Raw genomic sequence first — 17,863 nt, forward strand, 5'->3', positions numbered from 1 at the left:
TTGAATCATCCTTTACTATGGGCTTAAACGGGCGTTAAATGTTTTTATAGTTATTGTTTGGTCTCTGCTTTCGCTTGAGCGAGATAGAGTGGGTTGTCCAACATGTCATCCATGTCTGGAAGCATTCTTGAAGCACTTGAGTCTGTGCTGTGTCTGAACTTAGCGAGGTTAAGTCCAATTCGTAAAATCTGAGGTTTAAACAGATCGAACTTGGCAAATCGGTGTTGGTATTCTGGGTTTTCCGCCATGTAGTGTTTGATTCGATCGCCCAACAATCGATAAAACTCATGTTCGCTGAAGCCCAGTTTTGCAAGTAATGGAGAGATAAATCTCAGCGTAGTGACGAAGTGACCCGTTTGTAGGTCGTGAATGATCAACGACTCAGGTAAGCGCACGGTCACCTGTTTTACTGGGTCAGGAAGCGACGCATGTTCTGGATAATCTTGGTCGACCAATCTCATGTCTCCCTGAAAATCTTTAAGCAGGATTCGTTTTGGCTGGTGGTTCTCCATCACTAGGGTGACATTTTGTCCGTGAGCAATCAGTGACACGCCGTATTTGCATAACAAGTGGTAGTAGGGGATAACCACACTATCGAACAGCTGCGTTAGCCATGCCTCGGTTGAGAGGCCAGACAGCGCAATATACTCGGCAATTAATGGTTGTCCTTGATTGTCAGATTCCATTAGCGCAGCCATTAAAACGGCATGCTCGTTTGGTGCCAACTTGCTTGCCGCAGACTCGCGCCAGATGACCCCAAGCAACTCGTGATAGCGGTAGGGCGCATCAGTAAGCTGTTGGTAGTCGTGCTGATGAGCGAAAGCCGCTGCCGGTTCTTGCAGGATTTGCGCACCTTTTTCAACTAATACAGGATCGCTTTGAAACACAGAATCGATCCAATCGGATGCCATAGGGCCTGCCAAGATGTACCGTCCAGGAATACCTCGATAGCAAGAAGTATTCATGACCGTAAGTGGCAGTTTAATATCGAAACTATTGGGGCGGGTGAGGTTGCTCAAAGTGCGCAGCGATAATTGCGGTAAGAACGCATCGCCAAATGAGCCGATAAACAGCATTTGTTTCAGTGCGAGCTCTCGGGTGAAGAGCATGGCGACTTTGTTCTCCCACTGCCATGGATGGACGGGAACGTAGTGATAATCCGCGATATCGACGTTAAATGCCGCGACGATTCGATCCATTTCATTGAGCTCATCACGCGAGATCGACGCCGATATAAGCTCTTGCCAATTGACGTGTTCATTGGTCGCCAATTGAACAATATCGCGATGTACTGCAACCCAATCGAGTTGAATGGCTTTTTCTGCTTCCGGCGCATAGTCTCGAAGATCGTGTAAACCCCAACCTCTGCGTCCTTTGTTGAAGGCAAACTTTGGGTGGCCATCGAAGTAGCTCTGCTGTTGCTCGCCGCCAAGCAGAGCCAGATCTCTTGCCGTCATCGTCTCTTTGCGCAGCCAGATTTTGCAATCGCCCAGCAGGGTGGCATTGAGATCTTCAAGGTGCTCGGCAAATGCATCATCGGACATATTGAGCAAAGGTTGAAGATCCCGCATCAATTGTGCTGCGGTTATACCACTGGGTGGCTCGGAGTCAGCAATACGGACGATCGTGGTTGGGTCAATACGGACTTGTCCCCAGATGTTCGTCTCCCCGCAGAAGCTGTAGCTCACGCCTTTCGCTAAATGGAGATCAAGACGATCACCATTAGGTTGAAATTGGAAAGCTTGCTCGTACTCAAACTCAGAGAGGATTTTGCCCACCAACGCTTTATTCGCCGTCGCCCAGTATTTTTGTAGCGCGATTTGTTCCATTACCACTGCTCCTTAAAGAATGCTTCGCGTTGAAGCATCAATAGTGCTGAGCGTTTGTGAGGGAAATTGAACTCAAAACATTTCGTGTACCCCAAAGGAAGAATGCGATTGAAGAGGCGCTCATTGTCAGAGCGGGGTTCAAGGACAATACGCTGTGTACGGTTGTCGTCGATAAACAAGTAGTGACTCATTGCGCGCATCCAAGCGTTAAAGAAACGAGGACCACGAAATGCTTGCTCTCCGACAAGCAGGTGGATGCCACGGTCAAAATCTTGCACGTCGTAGTAAGGGCTCAATCTATCTTCACAAACCCAATACGCTTCAACATAGCCAAAGGGTTGGCCATTGAACTCACCAATCAAGGGCAGTATGTGTGGGTCATTGAGTCGCTCTTGTGCAAATTCGGTCAGTTTTTCTTCACTCCATGCTTGTTCCCAAAAGTGTGCGACACGAGGGTCGTTCATCCAACGTGTGAACATTGGCATATCTTGAGTGATGTCGAGTAGACGAAAACTAACGTCGAGTTCCGCATCAAGATCGGTGCGCTTGTACACTTCTCCTGTGGGTTTATTTGGTCGTAAAGGGTGAGAACGATAGCGGCTGTCAGACTGAACCCTTTGCAGTGGGAAATTGGCAGAGGGCGTATGTTTATGCCAGTGATACCCTGATTGGTAGAAGGCTTCACGAGTCAGTGTTTGATCAAGCAGAGGCAGTTGGTGTGCAAGGTAGGACCAAGTCATAGGGTCTGAGGCACTCACTGCAACAGAGGTAAGCGACTTCTCTTGGGTAAACAGTCGATCGATTTCATCTATCAACACAACTTGAGTCGCTCGGTTTTCAACGTCAGTGGATTGCAGCGTTAGCTGTATTGTCGGCTCAGGTTGAGATTCAAAGATAAAGGTAGTGAAATCATGCATGAGAAGACTCCTTTACTTGTACCAATGGGTTGTCGAGATCGAAGTAGATCACCGCTGGGTCAGGGATTGAGTTCTCGTTGAAATTTTGTAGATAGCAGAAGAAATTCCCTTTGCAGCACAGAACGTCGCTTTCAAGTACGTAATTCAAGCAGGCTGCATCCTCGACGCCCGAATCAAGCAGCGCTTGCAGTTGAGCTCTTAAGATGCGCACCAAGTCTGCTTCTTCCACTTTGATCGCTGAGGCAATAGCGGTGATGACATTGAAGGTGGAGTTAATAATCAAGTAGTACGCAAAGTAGCGTCTGACTTTTTCTTGATTCCAGTAGTTCTCAAGACTCTCTTTGTCGTTGGATAGAGCGTCGCTGTAGCGTGTAAAAGCAAGATCTGTATAACCAGTGCCTTGGCAATCGCGGTAATACATGCCAATAGGGAAACCATCTTTGAGCTGCATGACGATGTTTTGCTGGTGGGCGAGGAACACCACACCGTGATTGGCCTGTAAATCAAACAAAGAGACGACAGCGTGTTGGCAGTACGCATCAAACCACTGCTGCGCGGCAAGAGGCTCAGGAATGCGTTTAGTCGCAGCGTAGTCTTTAATGCGTCGGGCAACCAGCGAAGATGAGGCATAAGGGTTTTGTTGGGTAAGCGTTGCAAGGACAACGGCCTCTTCTTGTGGTTTCGTTGCAAGAGGGTTGTCTCTAAATGCCACAAGACTTTCGTCAATCATTGCCCCTGTTTTGTCGATTAAGCCGACAAATGCGGGCTCTTGCATTAACTGAAAGCCGCGCTCAGAACCAAGCTGGTTGTTTAGTTCGGTTGAGTGGAACAGGTCATTTAATCGCGTTCCACGAATCACTTCTTTGAGTGAAAGATTACGAACAGAATTGGTCAGTTTTACGCTCAACGAAAACTTCAACATATAAGGCAGCGTTGGCGCGTACAGTGAACGCGTTGAAGAGGTCGGATACCAAGGAGCGCCAAGTTGGCCAAGTGGTGTTATTTCACCTTGCTCGATGAAATTTTGAATGTCTTCTCGCTCGCGCATCACTTGCCATTGCCATGGATGCACAGGCAGTAGCTGATTTCCTCTGGCTTTTGCGTTTTGGTGTGCCTCAACCAACTGCGGATGGTGGGCGACCAATTGCGCCATTCTCTCATCGAAACTTACATCGGCGGAGCTGCCAAACTGGAGGCGGTGAGAACGGACTTCCAACCAGTGTAGCGGAAAGTGAGAGCCCATTTCAGGGGAGTAACGTTTGGCATCTTGCAGAGAAAACTGCTCGCGGCTCTTGGGCGCCGGATGGAATGAGTGACCAATCAGCAGGCCTTGCTCGGCAGTCTTAAAATCTAATCGGTCTTCGAATAACTGGCGTTGGTATGGCGAGTGCTCGATTGCTTGATAGGTATTTCGCACGCTTTCGAGCACACGTTGAACAAAAATCTGTTGCTGCTCTTGGCTGACTATGCCCACTAAGCCCTGGTCACTGACAATGAGTTGGAGCATTTCACTAAACTCAATGTCACGTGAGCTATTTGAATCAACAAGTTGTGCCGGAAGTTGGTATTCATGACTGCCCAGCGAAGAAAAATACTGCAAACCGATTTGAATGGTTCGCAGGTTACTTAGTGGGATGTTAAGTCGCGACTGGGTCTCGGTATGGACAACTTGAACAGCCTCACACTCACGAGCAAGCGCATTGAGGAAGCAGGCGATGGGAGGCGCATTTCTATTCGTCTTCTTGGGTATGTCATCGATTATCGATGAGGTGCTGAGCAGATCGTTTGTACGATTCATTATAGTTCTCGATATTTATTAACAAAACTGACATGCGAATGCTAATTATTATCATTACTATGATCAACTGGTTTTTTATGTTTCGTGAATATTTTTAACAATTGGGAGGAATGTCAGGCACTTCGAGACCATCGGCGAGTGAAGTGCCTGAATGAGCAAGTAGGTTTTAGCGCCTCATAAGATAGAGGAAATATCCCCCGCCAATAATCGAAGCGAGCAAGCCTGCGGGAAATTGCCATGGGAACCAAAGCGTTCGTCCTGCCCAGTCTGCGGTGACCATAATGAGCGCACCAATCAGAGCTGCGGTTAACATTTGTGGTGCCGCGCGGTATTGGTGAAGTGAACGGGCCATATGGGGAGCCAGCAAACCAATGAAACTCAATGGACCGATAACAATGGTACAAAGCGTGGTATAGGCGGCGACAAGGAGCAAAAGCAGTAGCCTGACTCTGGTGCAGTTGACACCAATTGCGCTGGCGGTAACCTCGCCTAGACCCATGATTTCAATCCACCGACTGACAACAAGGGAAGCGGCACCAAGTACCGTAACGCCCATCAAAAGGAGTACGATGTCTTGGCTTGAAACCAAGTATGTTGAGCCAGAAAGCCAAGTGAGTAACGCGCGCACGTCATCGTGACCAGAGCTCATCGCAATTCTCAAAAAGGCGTCTAAGCCCGCGCTCAAGGCGATGCCAGTGAGCAAGGTTTGGGTGGGCGCGAACTGGTGCTTTCGACCCATCAACCAAACCACACCAATTACACTTAACGCGCCAATGGTGCCGATGAACATTTGCTGCTCTCGACTGACGGCACCGCCAATTAAGGTACCAAGAACCAATGCCAGCGCAGCGCCCGAGCTAATACCAAGCACTTCTGGGCTTGCCATAGGGTTATTGGAAATACGTTGAATAATGGTGCCAGCAAACGCTAGCCCAATACCCGCGAGAAGAGCGACAAAAACGCGAGGCGCACGCAGCTCAAACAGTGGCAAACTCAAGCTGGTTGACCAGCCGTACTGATTTCTACCGATAAAAATGGCGCCTGCGACAAATAGAGACAGCAGTAACGTTAACACCGTCGCGATTCTAATGGTAGGGACATGTTGATAATGCTGAACCGTTTCTGTTCGCGCTTTTAGATCGCTTTGTAGCGAAGTTCTGCGCAGCAGCCACAATAAGAAAGGTGCGCCAATGAGTGCCGTCATTGCTCCGGTCGGAAGCATTTCGCCACCAACGCCAGAAAACGGCTGAATAAGTAGATCGACGGCTAGCAGCATTGCCGCGCCGATCAATCCACTGGTGAGAATTTGCGCGAGTAGCTTTCTAGCGCCAAGCATACGAGCGACAGCGGGGGCAACGATGCCGACAAAGCCGATAAGACCCACTTCGCTGACAACGGCGGCCGTAATAAAGATCGCCAATGATAAGCACACCAGTTTGATGTGCTTGATATTGACCCCGATAGAGGTCGCGACCGTGTCACCAAACTGCAGCGCCGAAAGCGGCCTTTGTAACATCAGCAGTAAAGCGGTCGGGATAATCACGAGTGGCAGCAAAGCGTTGGTACTTGACCAGTCATTCTGGTTTAGCGCGCCCGCTCCCCAGACAAACACGCTGGTCAGTTGCTGTTCATTGAGCATGATAAGCATGGTGTTCAATGAACCTAAAAATAGGCTGATGACCATGCCAGCAAGCACCATGTGCAAAGGAGCAAACCCTCGAGATGCACTGAGTAGAAAAACCAGTCCTGTCGCAAAACACCCGCCTAAAAAGGCAGGGATAAAACCAGACACGGCTATCTGAGCTGGAATAAACAAGAGACCGAGTACCAACCCAAGCTCTGCACCGGCAGCCACCCCTAAGGTTGTCGGAGACGCGATTGGGTTGCGCAGCACAAACTGCATTACGCAGCCTGCCACCGCTAGCGCAAAGCCACACAGCACCGCGACAGCCAATCTGGGAAGATAGGTCAGATGGGTGATCAAGTGTTGGTAGTTGGTGGCATCAAACTGTGTGATCGTCTCCCACACAAGACGGATACCGCCAGAGTAGGGAGCCGAGAAGTTGATCAGACCAAGTAATACAACCATGCCAGCAATGGCAAAGAAAGGCACTCTCCACGAGTGCCCGGTCGGTCTATTCAAGCTTATGGTGTTCATTACTGTGCAATAAGTTGTTGGGTGATATGGTCACTAAAGCGTTGTGCAGCGATTAAGCCACCAAAAGTCCAGATGGCAGGCAGCTCATAAACCGAGTTTGTTCGAGTGAACTCCATCGCTTGCCACAGTGCATTACTGTCTAACTGTTCACGCTCAGACGCTTTGAGTGGGCCAAATAACATCACGTTGGCTTTTTGATGTTCAGCGAGCTTCTCGGTACCCGCGGTGGTAAAGCCCCAAACGTTGGTCTCTTCATTCCAGTCGTTTTTGAGTCCCATACCTTGAATGGTCGCTTGCGCCAATGAGCCATCGCTGTGAATGCGCAGTGTTTTTTCATTTAGAAAACGCGCAAACAATAGCGGTTTATCGGTTTTGTTGGCGGCGCGAACCTTGTCACCATTTTGCTGCAAACGCTGCTCTGTTTGGGCGATAACCTGCTGAGCTTGAGCTTCTCTATCAAGTAACTTGCCTAGAGCCAGAGTAATAGATTTCGCGGACTCAATCGGCTGCTTAGTTTCGCTAAAGACACTAAACACAACCACAGGGGCGATGTTTTGTAGCTGTTCATAGGCAGGGGCCATGTGCTTACTGATCAAGATGACATCCGGCTTGATTTCAGTCAGTAGCTCTAGGTTGGGCTCACGACGAGAGCCGACATCGATCACGTTAGGGGATAGCGCAGGTTCAACCACCCAAGTGTTGTAACCTTTGACGTCAGCGATCCCTTGCGGCGCAATGCCTAGGCTAAGTACGGTTTCAGTTAACGCCCAATCAAGTGCTACGACTTTTTCTGGACGTTGCTCAAAGGACGCAACGCCCATTTCGTGTTCGATTTCAATCGCATTAACATGGAAGGTAAGCAGTGCAGTGAGCGCTAGAATGATTCTTTTCACAACAGTTCCTTTTGAGTTTGAGTGTATAGCGGTAGTTGACTTACGGGACGTAGCTAATGGGTTGCCCTGTCTCCGGGTGTGGGAACAGAGCCAACTCCATTCCATAAATCTTGAGCAATGTTTCTGGTGTCATCATGGATTCAGGCGTGCCCTGCGCGATCACTTTTCCTGAATGGAGTGCAATGAGGTGATCGCTAAACTTTGCGGCCATATTGACGTCATGCAACACCATAATCACAGTAAGACCAATTGATTCATTGAGCTCTCTGATGAGGGCAAGAAGCTCGTATTGGTGGGCAACATCGAGTGCAGAAGTGGGTTCATCGAGCAAAATGCATTCACTCTGCTGAGCCAGTAACATCGCTACCCACGCTCTTTGCCTTTCTCCTCCAGAGAGGGTGGCGACAAAACGGTTTGCAAATGAATTGAGGCCAACTTTGTCGATTGCTTGGTCAATCAGCCGATTATCTGCCTCTCCGTAACGGCCAAACGATCCTTTCCAAGGATAACGACCAAAGCTGACCAACTCTCTAACGGTGACGCCGTCAGTCAGCGGCGGGTGCTGAGGTAGATAGGCCACGCGGTGGGCGAATTCCAACGGCGTTAATTGGCTGACAGGATTGCCACTAAGCGTTACCTCGCCCGTTGAAGGGGCATTTTGGCGACTGAGTAGCTTCATTAAGGTCGACTTTCCACAGCCATTATGACCGAGTAGTGTCGTAATCTTACCTGGCGAAAACGTTAAGGATGTCGGGGATAGAATCGCTCTATCATCAATATGGAATGATGCATCGACCAACTGGAACATAGCGGTATTACAAGTTGAGTTATTGTCTACAAGGCGCTAACCTTACCATAACTTAATCTTAATGATAATGATTTTCAAAATCATAAGTGGTAATTTTTCATCACTATCAGTGTGTTATTCCATCACATTGACGTTTCAAGAGTATCTTAGTATGTCAGGGGTAAAATCTTCTCAGTTCCAGCTCGTGGTTATTGGTTTGGTCGCAGCGCTAATGGGAGTGGGGCAAAATGGCTTATTGGTCTCACTTCCTTTTTTGGTCGAACAATCTGCGTTCAGTCTCTCGACGTGGTCACTGCTGATCGCGGTAGGAAGTTTCTTGTTTTTACCTTCGGCACCCTTTTGGGGAAGAGTGAGCGATCGCCACGGGCCAAAAAATGTTGTCCTCCAAGCACTTGCAGGAATGACGGCGAGCTTTCTGCTGCTCTGTCTTTTTGCAATGGCGAGCAGTGACGGAGAATGGGCAATGGGCTGGACACTGACCGGCTTGATTGTGGCAAGGGTCATTTACGGCTGCACAGTCGCAGGTATGGTGCCAGCAAGTCAGCATTGGGCAATTCTTCTTTGTGGCAAAGAGAACCGCCTGCAAGCCATTACATCGGTCAGCATTGGCTTAAGTGTTGGCCGTTTGATTGGTCCACTTGTTGCCGTGTTAGCGCTGAAGCTTTCTCCTTTTGCCCCTTTAATGCTAATGATTCTGTTGCCTCTTATCGCCTTGCTTGCGGCAGCATGGCTACCTAACCCCAACTCGCTTGATTCCGATTCGCGTAAACGTACCTCTGCACCTTGGCTACCTGATGTCGTCTTGATGCCCTTTTTAGTGAGCGGTCTGCTTTTGTGTGCGGTCATTGCCTTGTTGCAATACAGTTTTTCTCCGCTGATTGGCAGCGTAACCCAATGGTCGACCAGTGAAATCAGTGATGCGATTGGGGTATTGCTGACGGTCAGTGCGGCGGCAACATTTTTGTCGCAAGTATTTGTTATTAAAAAGAAACGTCTGACGGCAGTGAGCATGTATCGACTTGGCTCGATTACGCTCTTGATTGGGTTTGGCTTGTTCTTGTCCGGTGACTTTGGCGTGTTCATGCTCGCGTCAGCCGTTGTTTCTGTCGGCGCCGCCTTGTTGGTGCCAGCGTACACTTCAATGGCGACAGAGAAGATGCCGGACACGCCCGGTGTGGTATCGGGCTACGTTTCTATGTCTCACACCATTGGCTATGGGTTAGCGTCTTTACTCGCATTTACCGCAACCCTGTCGCCAAACTATCCGATCTATTTATGTCTTGGTTTTTCTCTTGCCATCGGTATGGTCGCATTTCGCCCTTGGTCTGAACGTTTGCGCCTTGCTAAACGGTAAGCACCTTTTTGTTTTTAGGGTGTCTTGGGCAATCACTGCACAGCTCTCGACCGGCACATTTATAGACAAGGCAGCAGCTCGTGCGTACCAGTTTTAAGTGGCCATCTTGTTGGTCGCTGTGCAAGGTCGCAACGAGTTTGTCGGGCAAGTTACAGGCTTTCAACCAGAGCAGGGCTTGTTGTCTGAGGTAATCGTGACTTAAGTCGGGAGCGAATTGGTGGAGACGAACAATGCAGCCTAAGATGCCATCTGCGATCAGGTGCTTGGTGAACCCAGGTCTGATGCGCGTCCATTGATTCATCTCTTGACGATAGTGGTCAAACAACACCATGAGTTCACGCCCTGCCAGCTCGATTAATGCTTCGCTCGTTCCTGTTCTAACCTCATCCTCTTCGAACTGAAATCCACCAATAAACCGCTCTTGAACTTGCTGCGCCATCTGGGTGAGGTGAGGTAGTCCCTGACATGCATAGATCGAGATAAACGCCACATAGACAGGTTGCCAGCAGAGTAATGTCCAAGTACGAGTGAGCCAATAGGCGCTGCCTGCCTCAGGATGTGCAGACTGCAAAGAGAGGTAAAGCTGTTCTATTTGTTCAGAGCAAGGCTGGCTGATATGGATAAGGCGCTCAGATTGCAAGTCTACGGGTAGTGATTCGACCTTCCCTGCTAAGTAAGGGGTGACTTGCTGAGCGTGTTGAAATAAATGATCAAAAAAAGAGTTCGTGCTCATGAATGGCTTATTGGTTGTTGCTGTGAGAGTGGATAGCCTAATTAACCCATCAATTAAATGCAATTGATTATCATTTTAATGAGGTGAGGTATGTGTAAGTGAAATGTGATTTGGATATTTGTTACACGAAATTTTTCTGCAAAATTCAAAGATTAGTGCACTAATTATTTTTTATGATTTGGGCTTTTCTTTGGGAGTTTTGAGTTGTTGTTGCTTCTTTGGGGGGTGATGGAAGGTGGTGAAATTTTTCTTTTGTTTTCCTTGTATATCGTTGATTAAAATCAAGTTCTTGTGATTTCTTAAAACTTGGCTTCTGTAATTTTAGCTCTGTATTAGTTGCTGTTTATGATTTTGTACACTAACCAAAAAACGGCAATTTTTCCTGATTTTAAATTGAATTTATAGAAAATTGATTTGAGTTCGAATTAATTTTCAGGCATTTTATATTTAACTAATCGTTCAATTAAAAATAACAAAGGGCTAAAACATGCCAAAAGTGGGTATGCCAGAAATACGAAAACCTCAGCTTGTTCAAGCGACAATGGCGGTGATTGATCGGGTGGGTTTGCACGCCGCGAGCATTTCATTGATCAGCAAAGAAGCAGGGGTGTCGACTGGGATCATTAACCACTATTTTGGCGGCAAGCACGGTTTGCTCGAGGAGACGATGCGGGCGATTTTGCGTCAGCTCTCTTCAACCATTACCAGCCAACTAAAAGAGATTCCCAAAGAGGCACATCTAGAGCGCATCAACGCCATCATTGACGGCAATTTTGTCGGTTTCCAAGCGGAAAACAAAGTGGCGAAAACTTGGTTGGCTTTCTGGTCACATTCTATGCACGACCCTCAATTGAAGCGCCTACAGTCAGTCAATGAAAAGCGTTTGCTGTCTCATTTGAAATTAGAACTCAAAGGGCTTTTTGACCCGCAGCAAGCCGAACTGATTGCGTTTGGCATTGCTTCTCTGATTGATGGTATCTGGCTGCGTGGCACCCTGAACCCTTCAGGGATTGATGCGACGAAGGCTCGCTTCATCATCAACGATTATCTTGATAAACAGCTCACTTTTTATTCTAAAAAATAACTACTAAGTCAGATCTTTACATGGAAACGAAATCACTTTTTATCGATGGTAAAACTCACTCTGCGACGTCGGGTGAGCTATTTACGACATACAACCCAGCAACGGGAGAGGCGCTTGCCGACATTGGCCAAGCGAGCCAGCAAGACGTGGAACGCGCGATAGCATCAGCAAAACGCGGCTTTGCGATCTGGTCGAAGATGAGTGCGGTCGAGCGCAGTCGAATCTTACTTCAAGCAGTGGCGATTCTTCGCGAGCGCAACGATGAACTGGCAAAACTCGAGGTGAAAGACACCGGGAAGCCACTCCAAGAGGCAATTGAGGTTGATGTGGCTTCAGGCGCGGATGTGATCGAGTACTTTGCTGGCCTTGCGCCCGCGCTGCAAGGTGAGCAGCAACCGCTTAGCGAATCCCAGTTTTTTTACACTCGCAGAGAGCCGCTCGGCATCTGCGCTGGTATTGGTGCGTGGAATTATCCGATCCAAATCGCGATGTGGAAATCTGCCCCAGCGTTGGCCGCGGGAAATGTGATGGTGTTTAAACCTTCCGAAGAGACGCCACTTACTGCCGTTAAACTGGCGGAAATCTTCACTGAAGCTGGTATGCCAGATGGTGTTTTCAATGTAGTACAAGGCGATTATCGCGTCGGGCAAATGCTCACAGCGCATCCTGATATCGCCAAAGTCTCGTTCACGGGTGAGTCAGGTACGGGCAAAAAGGTGATGGCAGATAGTGCCGTTTCACTCAAACAAGTGACCATGGAGCTGGGTGGAAAATCGCCAATGATCATTTTTGATGATGCCAAGCTTGATGATGCTGTGTCGGCGGCAATGGTTGCGAATTTCTATACTCAAGGCGAAGTGTGTACTCACGGCACACGCGTATTTGTTCACGAGTCGATTTACCCAGAGTTCATTGAACAGTTGAAAGTGCGCACAGAAAAATTGCGTGTCGGTGATCCAATGTCGATGGAAACACAAATCGGCGCACTGATTTCCAAACCTCACTTGGAAAAAGTACTTGGCGCGATTGAAGCGGCAAAACAGAGCGGTGCAGAGCTGATTACGGGGGGCTACCAAGTTACAGAGGGCGACCTAAAACACGGTAATTTTGTCGCGCCGACAGTATTTACTCAATGCTCTGACGATATGGCGCATGTACAGCAAGAAATTTTTGGCCCTGTCATGTCAGTGATGACGTTCAAAGATGAATCAGAAGTGATTCAACGTGCCAACAATACTGACTACGGATTGGCCGCAGGTGTCTTCACCCAAAACTTAGCGCGTGCACATCGCGTGATTCATCAAATGCAAGCGGGTATTTGTTGGGTAAATACTTGGGGTGACTCTCCTGCTGAAATGCCAGTGGGTGGCTATAAATCCTCGGGAATTGGCCGCGAAAACGGGGTCGAAACCCTGCATCACTACACCCAAACGAAGAGTATTTTGATCGAGTTGGGTGATTACCCAAGCCCATACGCTTAACCCAATCACGGAGAGATAACATGGAACAACGCTACGATTATATTATCGTCGGCGCGGGTTCGGCCGGCTGTATTTTGGCAGATCGCCTTACAGAGAGTGGTGAACATCGCGTTCTATTGCTTGAGGCTGGCGGAACAGACAAGAGTATTTTCATTCAAATGCCGACGGCGCTGTCCTACCCAATGAATAGTGACCGTTACGCGTGGCAATTTGAAACTCAAGCGGAAGCGGGACTTGATGGGCGCAAACTCCATTGCCCGCGAGGTAAAGTGCTTGGGGGAAGCTCTTCGATCAACGGAATGGTGTATGTCCGTGGACATGCATGCGATTTTGATGAGTGGGAACAGCAAGGTGCCAAAGGTTGGCGTTATTCTGCGTGTTTACCTTACTTCCGCCGAACGGAGACTTGGTCTGGTGGCGAAGACGAGTACCGGGGTGGACAAGGTCCTGTCGGAACCTGTAACGGGAATGATATGGTGCTCAATCCTTTGTACCAAGCCTTTGTTGATGCAGGAAAAGAGGCCGGCTACCCAGAGACCAAGGACTACAATGGTTATCAGCAAGAAGGCTTTGGCCCAATGCACATGACCGTTGACAAAGGCGTTCGCGCATCGACATCGAACGCGTATTTGCGACGTGCTCTGAAGCGCTCAAACCTCACGTTGATCAAAGGCGTTGTCGCTCGAAGAGTGATTCTGGAAGGTAAAACCGCGGTCGGTGTTGAGTTTCAAAAGTCGGGCAAAGTGGTGCAATGCTTTGCCGAAAAAGAAGTGGTTTCTAGCGCAGGCTCCATTGGTTCGCCTCAGCTACTGCAACTTTCGGGCATTGGTCCTAAAGATGTGCTTAATAAAGCGGGTGTTGACCTTGTTCATGATCTTCCGGGTGTGGGACAAAATCTTCAAGATCATCTTGAGATTTACTTCCAGTATCACTGCTCTCAGCCTATTACTCTTAACAGCAAATTAGGGTTAGTCAGCAAGGGGATGATCGGCGCTCAGTGGATCTTAACCCGCACTGGATTGGGGGCTACCAATCACTTTGAATCTTGCGCCTTTATTCGTTCTCGTGAAGGTCTGAAGTGGCCTAACATTCAGTATCATTTTTTGCCTGCTGCAATGCGATATGACGGTCGCGCCGCCTTCGATGGGCACGGCTTCCAAGTGCATGTTGGACCAAACAAACCTGAGAGTCGCGGTCATGTGGCGATCACATCCGCAGACCCTTTGGTGAAACCACATATTGAATTCAACTACATCTCTACCGAGCAAGATCGCCAAGACTGGCGTGATTGTATTCGCCTGACTCGAGAGATCTTAATGCAGCCCGCCATGGACTCATATCGAGGTGAGGAGATTCAGCCAGGCATCGCTATCACCAGTGACCAAGAGATTGATGAGTGGGTGAAAGCCAATGTCGAGAGCGCCTATCACCCTTCATGTAGTTGCAAAATAGGCGCAGATGACGACCCGATGGCGGTACTGGATGAACAGTGCCGAGTACGAGGAATCGATGGCTTGCGCGTGGTCGACTCTTCTGTCTTTCCCACTATCCCTAATGGCAACCTCAATGCTCCGACCATGATGGTCGCTGAACGAGCGTCCGACATGATCCTCGGCAAGCCTATGTTAGCTGAGCAAGACGTGTCAGTTTGGATAGCGCCGCAGTGGCAAAACAAACAACGAATGAACTCTCCGAGAAGAGCATTCAAATAACTAAAGTCAGTAATCATTACAAGGAAAACACTATGTCTATGATGACAAAAACACTCTCAACACTCGCTCTAAGTACTATGGCTATGAATGCCCACGCGAATCAGTGTGAAACGGTTCGTTTTGCCGATGTGGGCTGGACGGACATTACGGCGACAACGGCGGTCACCTCAGAGCTGCTGAAAGGTTTGGGTTACAAAACCAAAACGGATTTGCTCTCTGTGCCGGTAACATACTCGTCAATGGCGAACGGTGATATCGATATCTTCCTTGGCAACTGGATGCCAACTATGGAGGGAGATATCGCTAAATACCGTGAAGCGGGAACGGTTGAAACCGTGCGTGCCAACTTAGAAGGGGCGAAGTACACGTTAGCTGTGCCGAAATATGTGTACGACGCTGGCGTAAAGAGCTTTGCTGATCTCGCCACTCACGCCGATAAGTTTCGCGACCGCATTTATGGCATCGAACCAGGGAACGATGGTAACCGCCTGATTCAATCGATGATTGACAGCAATTCTTTTGGTCTAAAGGACTTTAACTTAGTGGAGTCGAGTGAGGCGGGAATGGTTTCACAGGTGTCCCGTGCAGTACGCCGTAACCAATGGATTGTTTATTTAGGTTGGGCTCCGCACCCAATGAACAGCAATGTTGAGATGGAGTACCTAGCAGGCGGTGACGACTTCTTTGGTCCAAATTATGGTGGTGCCAATGTCTACACCAATGTACGCGCTAATTACCTAAATGAGTGTCAAAACGTTGGTCAGCTACTTAAGAATCTTGAGTTTAGCTTAGAAATGGAAAACCAATTGATGGAAGCCATTTTGAACCAGAACGTCAAGCCTTCGAAAGCGGCACAACAGTGGCTGCAAGCCAACCCTGAGCAAGTGGAAAATTGGCTAGAGGGCGTGAAGACGCTAGATGGCAAAGACGCGGTATCACAGGTTCAAAATTACATTGGTTCTAAGGCGTAAGCCAGCTCGGTGGGTATTGCCCACCGACCCTTTCAGCAAACACAAATAAAACAAAGGTTGTAATGTGAATTTTATTACTGACAACAAAATCCCGCTGGGTCAATGGATGGAAGCCGGTGTTGATTGGTTGACGGACAATGCTGCTGGCTTGTTTGATGCGATTTCTATCTTCCTCGAAACCATCATTCTTTTTGTTGTAGATGGTTTTAAATGGATGCCACCGGCAATGCCAATCATGATGACCGCAGCGATCGCTTGGTATCTCCACCGAAGTATTCCGTTAGTCCTATTTATTGTGGCAGCGCTGTTGACCATTCTAAATCTTGGGTACTGGGAAGAGATGCTTGAAACCTTCGTTTTAGTCTTCGCCGCGACGACGATTTCGGTGTTGGTTGGTGTGCCACTTGGCATTATGGCGGCGCACCGTCCTTGGCTCTATACCCTATTGCGACCCATTCTAGATCTAATGCAGACGGTGCCAACGTTTGTCTATTTAATTCCAACGCTTGTATTGTTTGGCTTGGGTATTGTCCCAGGGTTAATCTCAACCATCATTTTTGCTATCGCTGCGCCGATTCGACTGACGTATCTTGGTATTACAAAAGTACCAGAGGAACTGGTGGAAGCGGGTAAAGCATTCGGTGCGACCAGAATGAAGCTTCTATTCAAAGTGGAGCTGCCCGCTGCGATGCCGTCCATTATGGCGGGGGTGACTCAGTGCATCATGTTGTCGTTGTCTATGGTTGTGATTGCAGCATTAGTTGGGGCGGATGGGCTCGGCAAGCCAGTGGTTCGCGCACTCAATACTGTGAACATCTCACAGGGCTTTGAAGCGGGTCTTGCGATTGTACTGGTTGCGATCATCTTGGATCGCTTGTGTAAATCACCGAATCAAAAGGAAGCATAACAATGGATGCAATCACAATTACCGATCTTGATGTTGTTTTTGGTGATAAACCACAACTGGCATTACAGCAACTAGACCAAGGCCACACTCGTCAAGAGATCATTGACCAGACAGGGCAAGTTGTTGGTGTGGACAAGGTTTCATTGGCCGTCAAAGAAGGGGAAATCTGTGTCCTGATGGGGCTGTCTGGTTCGGGGAAGTCGAGTTTACTCCGCGCGGTGAATGGTCTGAACCCAATCTCACGCGGTCACCTAGAAATCAAAGATGGAGAGCAAGCGGTCGATTTGGCAAATTGTGACGAAGAGACGCTGCGTCACCTTCGCACGCATCGAGTGTCTATGGTGTTTCAAAAATTCGCCCTAATGCCTTGGCTGACGGTTCTCGACAACGTCGCGTTTGGCCTTGAGCTCCAAGGTATGGGAAAAGCTGAGCGCCGTAAAAAAGCACGCGAGCAACTGGAGATGGTCGATCTGGCAGAATGGGAAGAAAAATACCCCCATGAGCTTTCAGGCGGAATGCAGCAACGAGTTGGGCTCGCCCGTGCGTTTGCTATGGACACCGACATCTTGTTGATGGACGAGCCTTTCTCTGCGTTAGACCCATTGATCCGCGCTCAACTTCAAGATGAGTTATTGGTGCTGCAAGAGAAGCTCAACAAGACGATTTTGTTTGTTAGTCATGATCTCGACGAAGCGTTAAAAATCGGCAATAACATCGCGATTATGGAATCTGGTCGTTTGATTCAGCATGGAAAACCAGAAGAGATCATATTGGCGCCTAAAAATGATTATGTGCGCGATTTCGTTGCTCACACCAATCCATTAAATGTCTTAAAAGGTCGCTCGCTCATGCAGCCAGTCAGTGAACTGAACAGCCAAGATACCCAGTTGCAAGTGTGCACCTCTCAGCCGATTTGGGTCGAGCAAAATCAGCAAAAGCTCAGTTTGATCAAAACTGACGAGTCGTTAAAGCTGCTGCATTGGGATTTAAATAGCAGCCAAATTGAGGAAGTGGATAGCTCGACAGTGATTGTGACCAGCCCAGACATTGGCATGCGCGAAGCGATTGAGCTGAAACAGCGCAGTGGTCAACCAATCCTGTTGATAGAAGATGGAGAGTTGGTCGGGGTACTCAATGACAGCGAGTTTTATGAAGCGCTGCTAGGGAACTATCAATCTGTTGCTGCGTAACCAGCTCAACAATATCCAATCAAAAAAG

At 48.5% G+C, this 17,863-nt stretch carries 14 protein-coding genes; 7 read left to right on the plus strand and 7 right to left on the minus strand.

What is annotated here, in order from left to right; genetic code table 11:
- Nucleotides 1-50: 50 nt before the first annotated feature.
- The 6 genes from OH458_RS09795 to OH458_RS09820 form a co-directional block, all read right to left on the minus strand.
- Nucleotides 51-1,829 (minus strand): IucA/IucC family protein, encoded by a 1,779-nt coding sequence (locus OH458_RS09795; RefSeq protein ID WP_269978181.1) that lies wholly within the window; start codon nucleotides 1,827-1,829, stop codon nucleotides 51-53.
- Nucleotides 1,829-2,746 (minus strand): GNAT family N-acetyltransferase, encoded by a 918-nt coding sequence (locus OH458_RS09800; RefSeq protein ID WP_269978182.1) that lies wholly within the window; start codon nucleotides 2,744-2,746, stop codon nucleotides 1,829-1,831. The genes OH458_RS09795 and OH458_RS09800 overlap by 1 nt, the downstream gene beginning before the upstream one ends.
- The gene (locus tag OH458_RS09805; RefSeq protein WP_269978183.1) at nucleotides 2,739-4,544 is read right to left on the minus strand and encodes an IucA/IucC family protein; all 1,806 of its coding nucleotides are present in this window, start codon (nucleotides 4,542-4,544) and stop codon (nucleotides 2,739-2,741) included. Before OH458_RS09805 ends, OH458_RS09800 begins: the two co-directional genes overlap by 8 nt.
- A 166-nt stretch (nucleotides 4,545-4,710) precedes the next feature.
- On the minus strand, nucleotides 4,711-6,702 hold the full coding sequence (gene fhuB, locus OH458_RS09810; RefSeq protein WP_269978184.1) for a Fe(3+)-hydroxamate ABC transporter permease FhuB: 1,992 nt from the start codon (nucleotides 6,700-6,702) through the stop codon (nucleotides 4,711-4,713).
- A complete protein-coding gene (locus tag OH458_RS09815) occupies nucleotides 6,702-7,595 on the minus strand; it encodes an ABC transporter substrate-binding protein (protein ID WP_269978185.1) in 894 nt (297 codons plus the stop codon). Before OH458_RS09815 ends, fhuB begins: the two co-directional genes overlap by 1 nt.
- 40 nt (nucleotides 7,596-7,635) lie before the next feature.
- Nucleotides 7,636-8,403, minus strand: a complete 768-nt coding sequence (locus OH458_RS09820) for an ABC transporter ATP-binding protein (protein ID WP_269978186.1) — start codon at nucleotides 8,401-8,403, stop codon at nucleotides 7,636-7,638.
- A gap of 151 nt (nucleotides 8,404-8,554) precedes the next feature.
- Here OH458_RS09820 and OH458_RS09825 point away from each other — a divergent pair, with 151 nt between their 5' ends.
- Entirely contained in the window at nucleotides 8,555-9,757 is a 1,203-nt protein-coding gene (locus OH458_RS09825) for an MFS transporter (protein ID WP_269978187.1), read from the plus strand.
- Here the strand turns inward: OH458_RS09825 and OH458_RS09830 are convergent.
- Nucleotides 9,747-10,490, minus strand: coding sequence for a siderophore ferric iron reductase (locus OH458_RS09830; RefSeq protein WP_269978188.1), 744 nt, complete (start codon nucleotides 10,488-10,490; stop codon nucleotides 9,747-9,749). The genes OH458_RS09825 and OH458_RS09830 overlap by 11 nt on opposite strands.
- Before the next feature lie 487 nt (nucleotides 10,491-10,977).
- Between OH458_RS09830 and betI the strand changes: the two genes are divergently transcribed.
- The 6 genes from betI to choV all read left to right on the plus strand — a co-directional run bounded on the left by betI (nucleotide 10,978) and on the right by choV (nucleotide 17,835).
- Nucleotides 10,978-11,574 (plus strand): transcriptional regulator BetI, encoded by a 597-nt coding sequence (betI, locus tag OH458_RS09835; RefSeq protein ID WP_039623881.1) that lies wholly within the window; start codon nucleotides 10,978-10,980, stop codon nucleotides 11,572-11,574.
- A 20-nt stretch (nucleotides 11,575-11,594) separates the two neighbouring features.
- A complete protein-coding gene (gene betB, locus OH458_RS09840) occupies nucleotides 11,595-13,055 on the plus strand; it encodes a betaine-aldehyde dehydrogenase (RefSeq protein ID WP_269978189.1) in 1,461 nt (486 codons plus the stop codon).
- Nucleotides 13,056-13,075: 20 nt separating this feature from the next.
- Nucleotides 13,076-14,767 carry a choline dehydrogenase gene (betA, locus tag OH458_RS09845; protein WP_269978190.1) on the plus strand — a complete coding sequence of 564 codons (1,692 nt, stop codon included), beginning with the start codon at nucleotides 13,076-13,078 and terminating at the stop codon, nucleotides 14,765-14,767.
- Nucleotides 14,768-14,799: 32 nt separating this feature from the next.
- Nucleotides 14,800-15,738 (plus strand): choline ABC transporter substrate-binding protein, encoded by a 939-nt coding sequence (locus OH458_RS09850; protein ID WP_269978191.1) that lies wholly within the window; start codon nucleotides 14,800-14,802, stop codon nucleotides 15,736-15,738.
- Between the two features lie 64 nt (nucleotides 15,739-15,802).
- Nucleotides 15,803-16,645 carry a choline ABC transporter permease subunit gene (choW, locus tag OH458_RS09855; RefSeq protein ID WP_269978192.1) on the plus strand — a complete coding sequence of 281 codons (843 nt, stop codon included), beginning with the start codon at nucleotides 15,803-15,805 and terminating at the stop codon, nucleotides 16,643-16,645.
- 2 nt (nucleotides 16,646-16,647) lie between these two features.
- A complete protein-coding gene (gene choV, locus OH458_RS09860; protein ID WP_269978193.1) occupies nucleotides 16,648-17,835 on the plus strand; it encodes a choline ABC transporter ATP-binding protein in 1,188 nt (395 codons plus the stop codon).
- Nucleotides 17,836-17,863 lie beyond the last annotated feature (28 nt).

The organism is Vibrio sp. MarTm2, assembly GCF_027587055.1.
Classification (GTDB): Bacteria; Pseudomonadota; Gammaproteobacteria; order Enterobacterales; family Vibrionaceae; genus Vibrio; species Vibrio sinaloensis_D.

Bases quoted from the DNA above. Each gene is read 5' to 3' on its own strand.
- OH458_RS09795 (WP_269978181.1), bottom strand. From the start codon at position 1,829: ATGGAACAAATCGCGCTACAAAAATACTGGGCGACGGCGAATAAAGCG.
- OH458_RS09800 (WP_269978182.1), bottom strand. From the start codon at position 2,746: ATGCATGATTTCACTACCTTTATCTTTGAATCTCAACCTGAGCCGACA.
- OH458_RS09805 (WP_269978183.1), bottom strand. From the start codon at position 4,544: ATGAATCGTACAAACGATCTGCTCAGCACCTCATCGATAATCGATGAC.
- fhuB (WP_269978184.1), bottom strand. From the start codon at position 6,702: ATGAACACCATAAGCTTGAATAGACCGACCGGGCACTCGTGGAGAGTG.
- OH458_RS09820 (WP_269978186.1), bottom strand. From the start codon at position 8,403: ATGTTCCAGTTGGTCGATGCATCATTCCATATTGATGATAGAGCGATT.
- OH458_RS09825 (WP_269978187.1), top strand. From the start codon at position 8,555: ATGTCAGGGGTAAAATCTTCTCAGTTCCAGCTCGTGGTTATTGGTTTG.
- OH458_RS09830 (WP_269978188.1), bottom strand. From the start codon at position 10,490: ATGAGCACGAACTCTTTTTTTGATCATTTATTTCAACACGCTCAGCAA.
- betI (WP_039623881.1), top strand. From the start codon at position 10,978: ATGCCAAAAGTGGGTATGCCAGAAATACGAAAACCTCAGCTTGTTCAA.
- betB (WP_269978189.1), top strand. From the start codon at position 11,595: ATGGAAACGAAATCACTTTTTATCGATGGTAAAACTCACTCTGCGACG.
- betA (WP_269978190.1), top strand. From the start codon at position 13,076: ATGGAACAACGCTACGATTATATTATCGTCGGCGCGGGTTCGGCCGGC.
- OH458_RS09850 (WP_269978191.1), top strand. From the start codon at position 14,800: ATGTCTATGATGACAAAAACACTCTCAACACTCGCTCTAAGTACTATG.
- choV (WP_269978193.1), top strand. From the start codon at position 16,648: ATGGATGCAATCACAATTACCGATCTTGATGTTGTTTTTGGTGATAAA.